Source organism: Rhodopirellula europaea 6C, from assembly GCF_000338295.1.
GTDB classification, from domain to species: Bacteria; Planctomycetota; Planctomycetia; order Pirellulales; family Pirellulaceae; genus Rhodopirellula; species Rhodopirellula europaea.
Genome location: NZ_ANMO01000153.1, coordinates 1 through 13941, shown reverse-complemented (window position 1 = coordinate 13941; position 13941 = coordinate 1). Strand labels below are relative to the sequence as shown.

Annotated in this window: 13 protein-coding genes; 7 read left to right on the top strand and 6 right to left on the bottom strand. The window is 55.0% G+C overall.

All coding sequences use genetic code 11. From position 1 onward, the window contains the following. Both RE6C_RS16050 and RE6C_RS16045 read right to left on the bottom strand, forming a co-directional pair. Positions 1-707 (bottom strand): IS91 family transposase (locus RE6C_RS16050; protein WP_008658153.1); only part of this gene is annotated, 707 nt, incomplete at its 3' end. Positions 708-721: 14 nt separating this feature from the next. Further along, positions 722-1762, bottom strand: a complete 1041-nt coding sequence (locus RE6C_RS16045; RefSeq protein ID WP_008658152.1) for a tyrosine-type recombinase/integrase — start codon at positions 1760-1762, stop codon at positions 722-724. Positions 1763-2478: 716 nt separating this feature from the next. Here RE6C_RS16045 and RE6C_RS33270 point away from each other — a divergent pair. The 6 genes from RE6C_RS33270 (at position 2479) to RE6C_RS15985 (ending at position 7816) form a co-directional block, all read left to right on the top strand. Further along, positions 2479-2682 carry a helix-turn-helix domain-containing protein gene (locus RE6C_RS33270; protein WP_261340125.1) on the top strand — a complete coding sequence of 68 codons (204 nt, stop codon included), beginning with the start codon at positions 2479-2481 and terminating at the stop codon, positions 2680-2682. A gap of 1515 nt (positions 2683-4197) precedes the next feature. Then, complete coding sequence (locus RE6C_RS16015; protein ID WP_039962273.1) at positions 4198-4602, top strand: hypothetical protein; 405 nt, start codon at positions 4198-4200, stop codon at positions 4600-4602. Positions 4603-5026: 424 nt separating this feature from the next. Then, positions 5027-5197 carry a hypothetical protein gene (locus tag RE6C_RS32240; protein WP_160167217.1) on the top strand — a complete coding sequence of 57 codons (171 nt, stop codon included), beginning with the start codon at positions 5027-5029 and terminating at the stop codon, positions 5195-5197. A 295-nt stretch (positions 5198-5492) separates the two neighbouring features. Continuing rightward, positions 5493-6077, top strand: coding sequence for a type 2 periplasmic-binding domain-containing protein (locus tag RE6C_RS16005; protein ID WP_144054798.1), 585 nt, complete (start codon positions 5493-5495; stop codon positions 6075-6077). 956 nt (positions 6078-7033) lie between these two features. Further along, positions 7034-7381, top strand: coding sequence for a S1 RNA-binding domain protein (locus RE6C_RS15990; protein ID WP_008658138.1), 348 nt, complete (start codon positions 7034-7036; stop codon positions 7379-7381). A 114-nt stretch (positions 7382-7495) separates the two neighbouring features. Further along, a complete protein-coding gene (locus RE6C_RS15985; protein WP_039962268.1) occupies positions 7496-7816 on the top strand; it encodes a hypothetical protein in 321 nt (106 codons plus the stop codon). Positions 7817-8364: 548 nt separating this feature from the next. On the opposite strand, the gene RE6C_RS15980 is transcribed toward RE6C_RS15985, so the two are convergent. Further along, positions 8365-9957 (bottom strand): mechanosensitive ion channel domain-containing protein, encoded by a 1593-nt coding sequence (locus tag RE6C_RS15980; protein WP_008658137.1) that lies wholly within the window; start codon positions 9955-9957, stop codon positions 8365-8367. Positions 9958-10455: 498 nt separating this feature from the next. Here RE6C_RS15980 and RE6C_RS15970 point away from each other — a divergent pair, with 498 nt between their 5' ends. Next, entirely contained in the window at positions 10456-11454 is a 999-nt protein-coding gene (locus RE6C_RS15970) for a linear amide C-N hydrolase (protein ID WP_236618259.1), read from the top strand. Between the two features lie 148 nt (positions 11455-11602). On the opposite strand, the gene RE6C_RS15965 is transcribed toward RE6C_RS15970, so the two are convergent. From RE6C_RS15965 to RE6C_RS15950, 3 genes are all read right to left on the bottom strand, one after another. After that, the gene (locus tag RE6C_RS15965) at positions 11603-12502 is read right to left on the bottom strand and encodes a ParA family protein (RefSeq protein WP_039962267.1); all 900 of its coding nucleotides are present in this window, start codon (positions 12500-12502) and stop codon (positions 11603-11605) included. A gap of 211 nt (positions 12503-12713) precedes the next feature. Continuing rightward, entirely contained in the window at positions 12714-13385 is a 672-nt protein-coding gene (locus RE6C_RS15955; protein WP_008658128.1) for a TIGR04283 family arsenosugar biosynthesis glycosyltransferase, read from the bottom strand. Positions 13386-13436: 51 nt separating this feature from the next. Then, positions 13437-13941 (bottom strand): LptF/LptG family permease (locus tag RE6C_RS15950; RefSeq protein WP_039962265.1); only part of this gene is annotated, 505 nt, incomplete at its 5' end.

The following is a 13941-nucleotide window of genomic DNA, read 5'->3' as shown; positions in this document are numbered from 1 at the left end:
GGAACGCCGTGCCCAACCGGCTGGATGTCGACGACGAAGTCTTTCGACCAAGCCTCGCGATTGACTTGGCCATACAGCCCAGCGGCACGAAGCTCGTCGGCGAGCTTTGCCTTGTAGGTGCGGATCAATGTTCCATGATGGAACAAGAAGTTCTTCGGCGTACTCTGCCATGATTCGGCATTGCCTTGCTCATCCAGTTTCACTCCGCCGCCAGGAACGACGTAGTGAACGTGCGGATGATAGACCGCCGGGTCACGCCCCCAAGTATGAAGCACACCGAAGAACCCAAGCTGGCACCCCTTTAGACTCTTCGTCGCCGCGCCCACATCGCGAATGCTCTGGCTGCTCGCATCGAACAAGCACCGGTAGCCGTCACGTTGGTGACCGCGCAGCACCAAGCCAACCTCCCGGGGCACCGTGAAAGTGACCAAGAAGTGATGAACCGGCATCAGCTTGGCAGCCTGCGTTTCAATCCAAGCCTGCGTCCGCTGGTGACCGCAGTTCGGGCAGTGCCGATTGCCACACGAACGCCCGACCCAGTGATCGATTCCGCAGCCGCCGCACTGGTAGTGAACACCACCCAGTGCCCCGGTGCGACAACGAGTGATCGCGCCAAGAACTTTATCTTCGGCGATCGAGATCGAATCCGCGTGTTGCTGCAGGTATGCCGGTGCGAATTGGCGAAGAGCCTCCGCAACCGTGGGCATTTGCGAGAGCGGGTTTACTCGCCGCTGCCTGGTAGCCTACCGAATAGCCTTTCGATTTCTTCGCGAGCGTTGGCTTCGGCCGTCTCAGTCAAATGTAGATAGACCATTGTGGTCTGCAGCGACGAATGCCCCAAGTACTTTTGAATCACCTTCAGTCCCACGCCCGCTTCGAGCAAGTGCGTCGCATAAGAATGACGCAGCGTATGGATGCTGACCTTCTTCCCGAAGCGAAGCTTCTTTGTGATCTGCTTCATCGCTCCCTGAACGGCCGTCTCGCTCATCGGATTTTTGGCTTGGCTAATGCCGTCTTTGGCGAGGTCATGTTCTCGTCCATCTGCCGGAAACAGCAGGCAGGGGTGCCGGTGACTGGCCCAGTAGTTTCGCAGAAGTCGAACGGTCGTCGTCGGCAGCGGCACATACCGGTCCTTGGCTCCCTTGCCACGATGGACATGAACCCAGCCTCGCTGGGCGTCGATGTCACTGACCTGCAGATGCAACGCTTCATTGAGTCGGAGTCCCAGCGAATAGACGGTCCAGAAATAGACGAACATTCGCTGCGTGGTCGCTGAGCCGATCAGTTCATGAACCTGCTCGATCGTCAGCACCTCCGGCAACGTAGTGATGTTTTGGAGCTTGAGCATCTTGATGATTTCCCAGTCACGCTTGCAGGTGTGCGTGAAGAAGAACTTGATGCCCGAGAATGCCACGCGGAGTGATCCATAAGCAAAGTTGCGATCGTTCTTGAGGTGCAAAAAGAACTGCCGCACATGCTGCTCGTTCACCTGGTCGGGACTGCAGCCGGCGAAATCGGAGAACTGCCTGACCGCTCGGATGTAGCCATCGTGAGTTCGTTTGGCCTTGCCGGTCAGGTGCAAGTCTTCGGAAAGTCTCAGGCGAAGACTTTCAGGGAAGTGGGCTCCAGGTGCATTTTGCGAACCGTTTGAGCTAAACTTGGACATGTTGTGTTCCTTTTCAGGAGGAGTTGTTGAGCTGTTCCCAGCGAACAGCTCCTCCTGAAAGGTTGCTTCCAACAATCCGTCACGCGTCCGTTCCACCACCAAACCGAAACCGCCGCGCTAGCGGCTTACTTGAACCATCACATGCACCGAAGGACGCGAGCCGAGCGGTTTGGCAATGGTGAGTCTTTCGCGCGTCCTCGGTGATGTGTACCGTTACCCGACTGAAGAATGCCTAACCCGTACGCACCACCGAAGCCTCAACATGACGAACAAGGCACGGGGTCACGCCAACGCGTCGCATCACTTTCTCTGTTCGTGTTTGGCGCTTGCCTGACGCTCCCCGAACTGTACGCAAACGCGTCGGACCTATCGCAAAACGCGATCGGCAATCTGATGGGCTTGGCAATCCTCGTGACAACGGCGATCTCGGCATGCACGGAATGGTTTCCCGGCGGGCTCGCGTCGCGACTGGCAGCGCCCGCTCTCGCGGTTCTCGCTGTTGTGGCAGTCGTCGTTGTTGTCCGCTTCGTCCTCGCATTCGTACCGATTCTTACACCGTCATGGACAGTACAGAATCCCGGTGTTGTCCTCGGATTCGTCTTCTCGCTGTCGGCTATTGGGTATATTGCCGCAAAGTGTTGGCGGCGGATGCTTGCACACGCCGCTGTAAGTGTGTGAATTCAAACCCGAAACGCAATTTTTAGAGCATTGAAAAACGAAAGGTTTTTCAATGCCCCTGGCGAAAGACCGACTGAGCCCGCCAAGTTGTTTGGAGCTTCAAATCCCAACAACTCAGGCGGACTCACTCAGCTGTGGCACATCTTACCTTTCACCAACGTGTTGTCATCTCTGTCATGCAACGAGATGGCAAGAAACAGAAAGGGATTGCTGAAGAAATTGGAGTTTCTCCTTCCACGGGTTCTCGTGAACTTGCGAGGAACCAAGTCGCCGGAAAGCACTCTCACCCATTGCATGCCGATCGCCGGGCTAACTTCCTGTACCTTCATCGATCGTAATATGTTATCCTGCCCAGAAGTTCTCATGACTGGACTCGACGCATTAGGCCAGCGTGTTGAGGCGCGAACTGGTCGTGTGACATCTCAGGAGTTTATCAAGCACATTGCGTCGCTTGAGGAGTCGGTGTTTGCCGCTCATCCCACCTTGGCTGGTCGCACTTGGCGTTTCTACGGTGCAGGCGATCTTCTTGCGAGTACACGGATCGACCGTCACGAAGGCGTTCAGTTGGAGTCGGTCGGCCTTCTCACGCGTTGTTGGATGCGGAACAGGGCTTTCGGCGGATCCCCGGGCACTCATCATTCGCAGCGTTGACGGGCCAACTGATTGCAACCTCAAGCCCACTCACCTACGTTTTTATCAGAGAAACCATTGAGAGGTTCAACAGCAAAAGGGACATCCTGATGGAACGTCGGACGGTGGTTTGTCTGAATCGGAACGTGGCAGAAGAGGAACGATGCAGCCGATTCGCGAAGTTGTGGAGATTGCCAGCGGGGGATCACCCATCGCATCTGGATGATTGCAACCGTTCCGCAGTGGGGAACGCAAGCGTTTCTAAAGTTTCACTGAAAACGATCTTGGCGTTACCGCTTCTTTTTGGATTGGTGATCTCTTTTGTCGGTCGATATCCAGTTGAAGGAACGGTGATTGTCTCAGGACGACATGGGCACCGCGTGGAGGCAGTCCTCCTAGGATCTGGTGTCTCGGACTGGACCGTCGATTCGAATACAGAGGCAACACTATTTCGCTTCCCTGACGCGAGTCAACTGAAGCGTGTCGAATGCCGTATTGCTAACAATGCGGTTGAAGACGGGTTTCAGGTCGAGATTCAATATAGAACGTTGCTGCCAGCCTTTCGTTCGTGCCGTTCGTAAACCAAGGTGCCAGTGAGACTCGTTGGTCGGCGGCGTCTTCTGAGATTCGGAATAGCAGAAGGTGGAGAAGCACGGATGGTCGATCATTTCGCAATGAGTCGTCCGCTCACCGTGTGGCGTGATGTCCGTTGTTTGCGGGTTCGGTTTTCTTCTCCCGATTGAGCTTTTGCTCTATTCGCTTCTATCTGCGTTGCACTTTGGGCAAACGTCGTTTTTGGACGACGGGTGTGACGCAATCCGCGACACTGGTGATTGCTCAGTTTGAGCTGGGCATGAGAGGCGTTTGTATTCGTTTGCGTTGGGGCGTTGGGCCCCACTCTCGGTCGTCGGTTTTGACATTGCTTGCGATCATCAGTCTGGGCGATCAGACAGCCGCCTACTTCTCGTTGGTCAGGCCCAAATGTATGTTACGATGTCGCACGTCCGATATGTCGCGGATGCATTTGACGAACCAGCAAACTCTTCACCGCATCGGAAAAGCATGGCACAAGTAAGCGTGGCACAAGGCAGAGTAGCGGTGAGCGAACTCGCGTTCCGTCCTGAGTCGACGCCGCGTAATGGTAATGTCTGCTAGTGATGCTCTTTGAACACGTTGCATCCAGATGCGAGTCAATGCGTCCCAACCTCTGATTGGAAATTTGTATGACCAAATTCAAAAAGTCGATTCTCGCTGCTTTTCTGGTCTTAGGTGTCCTCTACCTCGCAACATGGTTGGTGAATCGATCGGAAAGGGTGACTCAGGAGTTCTCTGATCATGTTAGCCGCGGTCGGTATGGAGCGGCGGCACAGATGTTGACATCTTCCTGCTCGATGAAGTTGGGAGCAGATGGAGGATTGACCTTGGTGGATCGCGATGGAAACCCGACAGTGGTGCCCGCAGCAAAACTCCCCTTCAAGGTGGGAGGAGGGCAACCACGAGACACCGCTGGGACTTTCTCAATGACTGCACTCGGAAGCAGTACGAATGGAACGCTGGACACACCGGCGGTCATTATGCACCTGCGTGTTGATGGAGGGCGAGTTTGTATTGAGCGAGTGGAATCGTGACTGACAGCATAAGAGTCAGTCGACGTGGTTTGAGTTTCAGTTTGGACATCGCTCGACTCCATGACGCACCAGGGTGATTTCGCCACACTGGGTAATCAGCGGCAGTGAGTGAGGATCCGTGCCTGGGCTGCTGACCCTCCGCAGCCAGCCGGGGGCACTCACTTTGGTATGTCTCGGTGGAACGCTCCACTTCACTGATTGATCAGCTTGGCAACGTAACCGACCCTCGTCCAGGAGAACCCGGGTAAGCATCGCATGCAACGGCGCCGGGAATGCGATTTTTTACAAATGGAACATCAACTGTCCCGGACCGCTGATGCGTAGCGTTCTGGCTACCGAACTGCCAACTTAACGGCCGATGTTCAATCCGTGCGAAAGCCCCGCGGTGTCCCATGCGGAGTCAATGCCGACTTCAATTGGGCGAATGCTCATTGCATGCGTAGCCTACCTTGCTTCGCTCTTGTTAGCGGTCGCCGCATGTTACGGTGCCTACAACTTGTATTCTCGCGGATGGCCCCACGCGCTGTATCAAACGATCTTGATGTTCTTGCGATCGGGGCATTCGTTTTGGCAGCGATCGCATTCGCATTTGTAGGCACTGGAATTCGGTTCCGACGTCAAAGATTCACGTGGCTCGGCGTCGCAGTCATCGGCATTGCGATCATCTCCAATTTGGCCCTGTTCTCGCTGGCCGACTAATTCCGTGTACCGCAAAAATGCTATGCTGGGCCCTCGGTCATTCATCCCCGACGGGATGTCTCGGCTGACACAATATTCAGGACCCTTACATGCACCGAAGCCGGGCTTGCAAGGTTTTGTAAGTGGAAAATCGGAAGTACCGGCTCGGTGATGTGTAACGTTCGCTTCATAAAGCACCCATGATTATATCCATGCGTAACTGGCTACCCGTTTCTCTGATCTTTTTGGCATCGTCCTCTTGGGCGGACTCTCCCGTGCGAGTTGACGGAACGTCCCACATGGCCGACATCAGCAGGGCATTGGTTGCCGCAGCCGAAGACACAAACTACTTGATCACGGTGGAGAACGAAGAGTCTGGAAGTGGAGGCGGCTTCAAGCGATTCTCGCTGGGGCTGTCGGACATCAATAAATCCGCTCGCCATATAAAGGACAGAGAGCGGAAAGAATGTACCGACCGGGAAATTGACTTTGTGGAGGTCGTTGTCGGACACAGCCAAGATCAAAGCGAGTCACTACGGTTGTTTGTGAACTCGGAGTCACTGCAACGAGAATCCGTCCGCAATTTTCTGGGCTATTGCCTTTCTGACAACGCTCAAGCGTTAGTCGAATCACACGGAAAGCGACTGTCAGAAGTGGAGTTGAATACTTCGAGATCAACACTACGCATCGCGATCGCCGCCGCAATACAAAACCCGAAGGGCAGCAAATCATCCGATGCACCGAAGGATCGGGCATCGCGTTCTGGAAATGCAGACGCAACCCGCGGGCCTCGGTGATCGGCAGCGTTATTCGATTAAAAACCCCCGAGGATGCCATGAGTGAATCTTCGAATCCTTACTCTCCCGTGTCCCCCGTCGATGTTGCGTTCAAGGGCGGATAGCATTGGGGGGCAGTTCCGTCATTTGCGACGGGATTCTTCGGAGGGACTGCTCTGCAGTGGGTGCTGTTCTGGACAGATACTTTCAGCACGGAGGTTCCACCGCTGGGCGGCGCTTTGCTTGGCTTGCTCTGCGTGCTCGCGATTCATTTTCCCGTGGTCCGAAATAGGCCGGTGTTCGTTTTGGCCGGTGTCATCGTTGGCAATCTAAATGCGTTCTGGTGCAATCAAGCTCCGCTTTTCTACTTGGACATACCCCGCGATGTTGTTACCGCATGGGTGCTTGCTTCGATTACCTTCGCTCTGACTTTTGCTTGTAGTTCTGCCTGTGTCAGCGTGGCAAGGCGGAACAAATTGTTTCAGCGTTCTTGAGTGCATCAGCATAGTGAACGCGGCGAGCAATGGGATGAACTGAAGCCGCGGAGTCTTCGTTTTGCACGTTGGATAGTCGATCGCCGCGAAACAATGATTGCTGTCGTGGTTGTTTTTATCCGTTTGATCAATGAAGCTTTTACCTTGAGATTATAGTTTACCAGATCCCAGCATTGTCGCCGGTGAACGTCCCGAGTTGGCTCAGCACCCACGCATTCGGGAAGTCAAAAGTATCAGCGTGCTTGTTGATTCGAAACCATCGAGAACGCTGTGGTATTTTCAATTGAATTTGCAGTTGACTGCAGAGAGGGAACGGTTGTCTTGGCGATTTACCAAAACGATACTGGGCAGCGCGACTCCGCTGAAATTGTGCATTGAGGACAATCATCGGTTGTCGCGGCGGCCGCGAATTGATGTTTTCGGAGTGGTGAGTCGTCCTCGCGGGCCCTCTGAACCCTGCCGTTACGTTACCAAGAGTTCACCATGTCCGTGAATTATCAACTCGCCGCTCTCTTTCCGCGGTATGAGTCACCTGAAATGGAGGCCAATTGGAACGCTCTGAAACGACGACTGCCCATTGGCGTGTCTGTCAACGGTCGTGTTGTCCATCGCGAATCCTTTGGCGTGTTTGTTGACATTGGCGTCGGTTTTCCCGCCCTGATACTCGTGGTGCGATTGAAGAACGCCGACATGACGCCGTACACCAGCATGGACATGTATCCCGCGGTCAACGCTGAAGTCGATGGTCGAATCTACGTGTTCGACGATGACAAACACCAAGTTGGGGTGACTCAGCAACCTCGCGAATCATGGATGATTGGTGATTGGTGATTGGTGGCAATGCCGAACCCTCTCCACGATGTCGAAACGGAAACTACCTTGCGACGACTTTAGCATCGCCTTCGCTCATTCAATCATTGTCCTAACAGTCCGGCCGACGACAGCGTGATCGAAGCACAACAAATATTCGCGAACGCATTGGCATCATCAGGTCTTCCAGCAGCCGTGCGTCTCGCGGTACCGACCACCCAAAGCTTAGAGGAACATTCTTTCGACGAGTCGTATATCGCATTCCTGGACGACCAGATTGCGCTCAACGCACGGGGCGATGCTTGGACCGAACGCCTCCGGCAAAGAAGGGCTCGTCTGTTCGCCTATTGCCACCGTACTTTGATAAGAGGGCGGATCGTTGTCGATGACAGAGAGTGGTCGATCGAAGTGGATCCTGAAGCGGGTAAGGTTGTTCATTGGGAAACATATGACTGAGACGGCAAGAAGAACCCGGTAGCCAACCCGAGCAACAAAGCTGAGCATGCTGGCGTTATCTCAAGGGGACATCAGCCGACAATGACGGCTCGCTAGCTGCAATACGAATCGATTGAAGATTGGAAGCCCAGCTCGCCGCGGCCCGTGATGTCCAACGTGCTCGTGAACGATTTGCTACAAACCGATCGGACCGTCGCATTTGAATTCTGAGCAAACCTAAACTGTGTCGTGTGATTGCGGTCTGTGGGATAGCCGGGGCATTCACTCGGAGCGGGTCATTTGCCTGTGTCAGTAATGCAGCCGTCTAGGCTCTTTGTCTCCTGATCTCGTTCGTTCTGCCAGTCATTGAGAGAGCAACGGTGTGTCGATTATCCGCTGGGAACGGGACCTCGTCCTCATGCATTTCTGGCGATTTCCACGACTCTCCTTGATGGACCAAGTTTGATCGAAAGAACGGATCTCATGTGAAATGATCAAAAAAGCGTTGATGGATCCGTCTAGCAATTTCAGTGGAACGTGAAGTGAGTCGAGCCCCGGCCTGCCCGCGATCAGGGCTTTTCAGGCCGACTAGTTTGGTACACATGGACATCGTGTTGTGGGAAAGGAATGGAAATCCCGGCGGCATCGAACCGGCGTTTCACCTCTCGAGTGACATCCGTTTTGACCTTCCACCAATCGGATGTGGCGGCCCACGGCCGGCAGACGATGTTCACCGAAGAATCAGCCAAGGCGTGGGTGACGACAACTGGTTCAGGCTCGTCCAGCACCAAGTCATGGCTTTTCACGACATCGGTGATGATCTCTTCGGCCTGTTCAAAGTCATCGCTGTATCCGATGCCGAATTCCATGTCGACACGACGTTTGTCGTTGGCGGTGATGTTGGTAATCACGTTGTTCCAAATTTCGTTGTTAGGAACGTAAATGGTTTGGTTATCGAAAGTGTGGAAGGTCGTCGAAACCAAATTCATTTGATGGACGGTGCCCGTGACACCGCCCGCGTTGACAACGTGCCCCACATCAAACGGACGGTTGATCAGAATCATCAGCCCACTGGCAAAGTTGCTGAGCGTGTCCTGTAATGCCAAACCGACGACCAATCCCGTTGCTCCGATCGCTGCCAGAATTGGCGTGATGTCCACTTCCAATGCCGTCAGCGCCACGGCAAATCCAACGGCGAGAAAGACGTTCCGGATCGTGTTGGCAATCAACCGCTCGGCAAGTTGTGAGAGGCGAATCTTCCGGTCCAAAAGCCAGTTCACGCCCCCGGATAAGACCTTGGAGACCAGGTACGCGACGACCAAGATCAGAATGAACTTGACGATGTTCCATGCCCAACGCTGCCCACCTTCTTTGGATACAAACCAACCAACGACGGTGGACCAAGCGGCTTCGGCATCCGTCGTGTCAAGTTCCACGCCGGACACGGCTGCGATGTACTTGCGATAGCTTTCGGCCTCTCCGCCTTTGGCTTCCCATGAATCCAGAACGATCGTAAGCCGATCACTGAGCGAGGTGCGCTCGTCTTGCAAAACCGTGATGTCTTCGAGCAAATCAGTTTTCAATTTGGCAGCCATGTCCGTCGATCCATTGCCAGCGTTTTCGGAATCAGCGGCAGCGGGTGGCTCCGTTTCCGAAGCGTCCTTGGTCGACTCTTCGCTCTCTTTGTCTTCTGGTGAAGGTGGCGTTTCGGACGGGGCGATGACATCCACGCCAGTGCTTTCGCGGGCCGCCTTTGTGACTGTTTCTTCGGCCTTCTTTGCGACCTCGTCACCTAGCTTCTTGACTTGTTCCGCTTCCGCCAACGATCTGCTGGCTTCCTCTTCCGTTTCGGCCGCCAATGCGTCGCTGGTCTTTCTCACACCGAGTTTGGCGACCGCGATTTGACGTGCTTTCGCCTTGAGCAACGCAAACCAAGCATCAGCTTCAATGGCAAGCTCCTCCTGCGTCAATGGTTTCACCATCACTCGAAGGCTATCTATCGGAACGCGGGGATCCGCCGTGGTGACAGGAGCCGGTTCGGGATTGTCCGATTCCTGAGCAAAGACGGGCAAACCGCTGACACAGAACGTGATAAAAGCGACAAAACTGAACGTAAGAAACGAATGTGCTCGAGCGAGAATGCGATGGGGTGCCTGACACATGAGACGTGGCTCCTCAGGATTTAACGAAGGCGATCGACCGAAAAGTGAAGAACGCGAATAACCTACTGCTGTCACGCTGGCTCATGAAGAGTGCCCCGAACGATTGCCGAACTGGTGAGCCATTGTTCTCATTGCAATCCATGAATGGATTGGGAACCCTCACTCGGCTTGCAATCTCAACTCGCTGCCGGAAAATGCCCAGCAGCATGGCACGCAATCTGATGCGACCCACTCGCAAACCGAACGAATCAGACGCGACTCAGGCCGACGCAGCAGGTCCGCAGGAGTCTTTCGGCATTTGAACTGCGGCGGCGATCGCCACTGTACTCACGTACAACCGGGACGATCGCTCAAATAGTTCTGCACGATCATTCCAGCCAACCTGCTTCGTTTCATGCGGGTGAAAATTTTTCTAAGAAACCAAGGATCCGAAGCATGGCGGCACCGCAGCATTTTTTTCATGATTCGATGGGTTCAATCCTAGCGATTGCGTTGGCAATGTCAGCCTCGACCGCTCTGGCGTGCACACGCATTCTGTGGAATACCAATGGCGTCCTTGCCGTCGCGGGACGGACGATGGATTGGGCTGAATCAACGGAACCAAGACTGTATGTTTTCCCAAAAGGCATGCGTCGAGATGGAGGCCGGGTTGGGCCGATTGATATCGGTGACCAAAATCCACTCACGTGGACGTCTCGCTACGGATCGGTCGTTGTTTCCGCTTACGGCCTAGCATCGGTCGACGGTTTGAACGAAAAGGGACTTGCAATGCACTTGCTGTTCTTAACCGCCACCGACTACGGGCCGCGAAATCCTGAGAAGGCTGGGCTCCAGGCGGGCCTTTGGGGGCAGTACTTGCTCGACAACGCGGCCACGGTCGAGGAAGCCCTGGAGCGAATGAAGGACGTTCAACCGATCATGGTCGAGCACGCTGGTTTCAAGTCGTCGCTTCACTTAGCGATCGAAGATGCATCGGGAGATTCGGCCATCATCGAATACGTCGATGGCCAGCCAAAAATCTATCATGGATCCGAACATCGAGTGGTGACCAATGATCCGCCCTACGATGAACAGCTCCTCGAACTAGAGAAGTGGGATTTCGCGAACGCGACACGCCAAACCCCGCTGCCGGGCAACGTCAATCCAATTGATCGCTTTGTGCGAGCCAACTATTTTCTGAAGACGCTTCGCAAACCCGAAGGAGAGCGAGAAGCGATTGCCACGACATTGTCTCTCGCTCGAAATGCTTCGGTGCCATTCAATGCGCCTTACAAAACGCCTGGGACGATCTATGACACGGAATACCGCACCGTGGTGAACCTTGATTCCAGACGTTATTTCTTTGAGCTGACAACAAGCCCCAACGTCATCTGGGTGAACCTGGAGGACTTGGCTCTCTCTCCGGGCTCCCCTGTTCTTCAGCTCAACCCAGATGACATCCATCTGTCAGGCAATGTGAACAAAGAATTCACACCAGTGGCTGAACCTCCGTTCTAAGACCCACGTGAACAACAAGCGACGTAGCGGAAGGGCGCGAGCCCTCCGGTTCCTCACCGGGCGGCTTGCGCCACACCGCTAACATCGTCACTTGTTGTTCACGCGTTGCTAAGCAGACGCGCGGGAAAATTTGTTCCCCAGCAATTGCTCAAAGACAGATCAGCTGTTCCTGACGATTGGTCACTGGGATGTCCAGGTTGCGAAGTCGTGAAAGGATCTCGCCGCAGAGTTCTCGATAGCGTGCTGCGAATTGTCGTCCGTACTTTGCGTCGCAGTTCGCTTGTGGGTTGCTCAGCTCGCGCGGATCGACGGCCCGGGCCAATTGCGCCGCGTTTGGAATGACCGATTCAAAAGGCGTGGGCAACTTCGCAAAGGGATCAGCAACCATCTCACGGTGCAGTGGTGTTTGCTGCCGATACAGCGTCCACAGCGTTCCGAGCGTGTCGACTTTGTAGCGTTTCAGCCGATCGACTAAATTCTCAGATCCACGTATGGACAATTGATCCGGGATCGATGGGATCACGCAGCCGTCCGCAATTCGCAAGAACATTTTGACTTGCATCGCAATGCTGGGTGGGCAGTCCACGATGACGAAGTCATACAACTCGTTAAGCCACTTCTTCGCACCCGGCATTTGTTTCTTGATCTGCGTGAACAACTCTCGCTCGGTTTGAAACAACCCGGCACGGCGCTTGGATCGAAACGCATTGCTGTAAAAATCATCGATCCGAAACGAGCATGGGATCACGTCTAGGAAGTCACGCACCGTTGCGACATTGGATGTCTCTTCCGAGATGAAGGATCGCAAGTCGCCGACTTCGAAATCGGGATCGCACATTTCCAAGAAGACGTCGTGCAGCGTGCGTTTGCGATTCTCGCAATGGAGCATTCTCTTTTGCCCCAGCAGCAATTCGCCCGCCATGCTTTGGTGATCCGCATCGATCACCAAAGTCTTGAACCCTTCCGCCGCCAACGTTTCCGCGATGGCAACCGTCGAAGCGGTCTTTCCAACTCCACCTTTGAGATTGATCATCAATAGAACAGGCATGGGCTTTCAGTGGTTCGAGGGTATGGAATCGCCTAGCGGAAACAGCACCCGAGAGGGGAGCTCTTCCACTCAACCATTCACCATAAACTCACGAACGCTCAAACCGAGCGGTCGGGAATCGTGCTCTTTCGTTCCACCGGGCATCAAAGCTGGCCCATTCAGCCCAACCGTTTCGCTGCGTGAATCCCGCAGCGTCGTCGCCAGCGAACCTCTATCGGTCGTAAATCTGGCGCAATTCGTCCGGAGACGCACCTTTGGCGAACGCATGTTGGATCCGCCAGTTCAGCAAGGTTTGGCGGAGTACGCCGCGCTGCTGCCATCGTCGTGCGTCGACTCGTACCGGCCCTGGCAACAGCGTCGCAGGTGTGATCTTGCGAAGTTCCGCCGACAGCATCACGTCTTCCATCAAGCCCACGGCAGCGAATCCGCCCGCCCGATCATACGCGTCGCGTTGGGCAAACATTGCCTGATCGCCAAACACGTTTGATCTCACACGAGCTCGCCAGGCGTTCCCCCATTCCAGCCAGCGGTACCGCCAGCCGTTCGCATCGATGTGTTGGCGAAAGCCGCCCCATACCGGCCAGTCAGCCTGTCGCAGTTGCTCCAGTGCATCGCCTGGCAAACGATTGTCAGCGTGTAGGAACAACAGCATTTCGCCGGTCGCCAACTCGGCCGCAGCACGCAACTGCACCCCACGTCCCGACGGAGCACGCAGGCACCGCACGCGGCGGTCGCTGAGGGATTCGGTGATCTCGAGGGTACCGTCGCTGCTGCCGCCATCGCTCACGACCACTTCTGCGGCACCGCATCGCAACGCGGAGTCAACGCAGGCCTCGATGTTGGAAGCTTCGTTCCAGGTCGGCACAATGACGCTGACCTTCATCGTTGGCTAGCCAGTTGAATGGTATCAACGACGTCCGGTGAACCGGTTCGCTCAGACGGTTTGAACATGTCGGTAGCGTGAGTACGCCAGCGGTCCGATGATCAACAGCGGGATCCAGGCGGCGATGCCGGGCGTGACCAGGGTGGTGCTGCCGCCCAGCGTGCTCGCGACCGTTTTCAACGCGAAGAATGCGATGATCAATCCGACGGCGGATCCAATCAAGACGAACAGTTTGCGGCCGCGGCGATTGACCACCATCGGCAAGACCAGCAAGATCAACGCGAAGTCGAGCGGTGCTCGGACGATGCGTTCGTGCGTTGTCGTTCGCAACGCCATGCTGCTGTGCACGGCTGGATTGCGGACTCGTCCGGCCAATTCCATGACCGATGCCAGCTTTGTCGCAGTGTCTTGCGTTTGCAGCATGTTGGGGTGGATGCTGGTGACGACAAAGCATTCCGTCGGACCCAACCACGGTTGATCGGCTGGCGTGAGAATCACCATGTCTTCCCGCGACGAGAGTCCCGCCGAAGGAACGCTGCTGAGTTGTTCCGGTCGA

What these genes read in the sequence shown, in the direction of transcription:
- RE6C_RS16015 (WP_039962273.1), top strand. Translation starts at nt 4,198, where the DNA reads ATGACCAAATTCAAAAAGTCGATTCTCGCTGCTTTTCTGGTCTTAGGT.
- RE6C_RS32240 (WP_160167217.1), top strand. Translation starts at nt 5,027, where the DNA reads ATGCTCATTGCATGCGTAGCCTACCTTGCTTCGCTCTTGTTAGCGGTC.
- RE6C_RS16005 (WP_144054798.1), top strand. Translation starts at nt 5,493, where the DNA reads ATGCGTAACTGGCTACCCGTTTCTCTGATCTTTTTGGCATCGTCCTCT.
- RE6C_RS15990 (WP_008658138.1), top strand. Translation starts at nt 7,034, where the DNA reads ATGTCCGTGAATTATCAACTCGCCGCTCTCTTTCCGCGGTATGAGTCA.
- RE6C_RS15980 (WP_008658137.1), bottom strand. Translation starts at nt 9,957, where the DNA reads ATGTGTCAGGCACCCCATCGCATTCTCGCTCGAGCACATTCGTTTCTT.
- RE6C_RS15970 (WP_236618259.1), top strand. Translation starts at nt 10,456, where the DNA reads ATGTCAGCCTCGACCGCTCTGGCGTGCACACGCATTCTGTGGAATACC.
- RE6C_RS15965 (WP_039962267.1), bottom strand. Translation starts at nt 12,502, where the DNA reads ATGCCTGTTCTATTGATGATCAATCTCAAAGGTGGAGTTGGAAAGACC.
- RE6C_RS15955 (WP_008658128.1), bottom strand. Translation starts at nt 13,385, where the DNA reads ATGAAGGTCAGCGTCATTGTGCCGACCTGGAACGAAGCTTCCAACATC.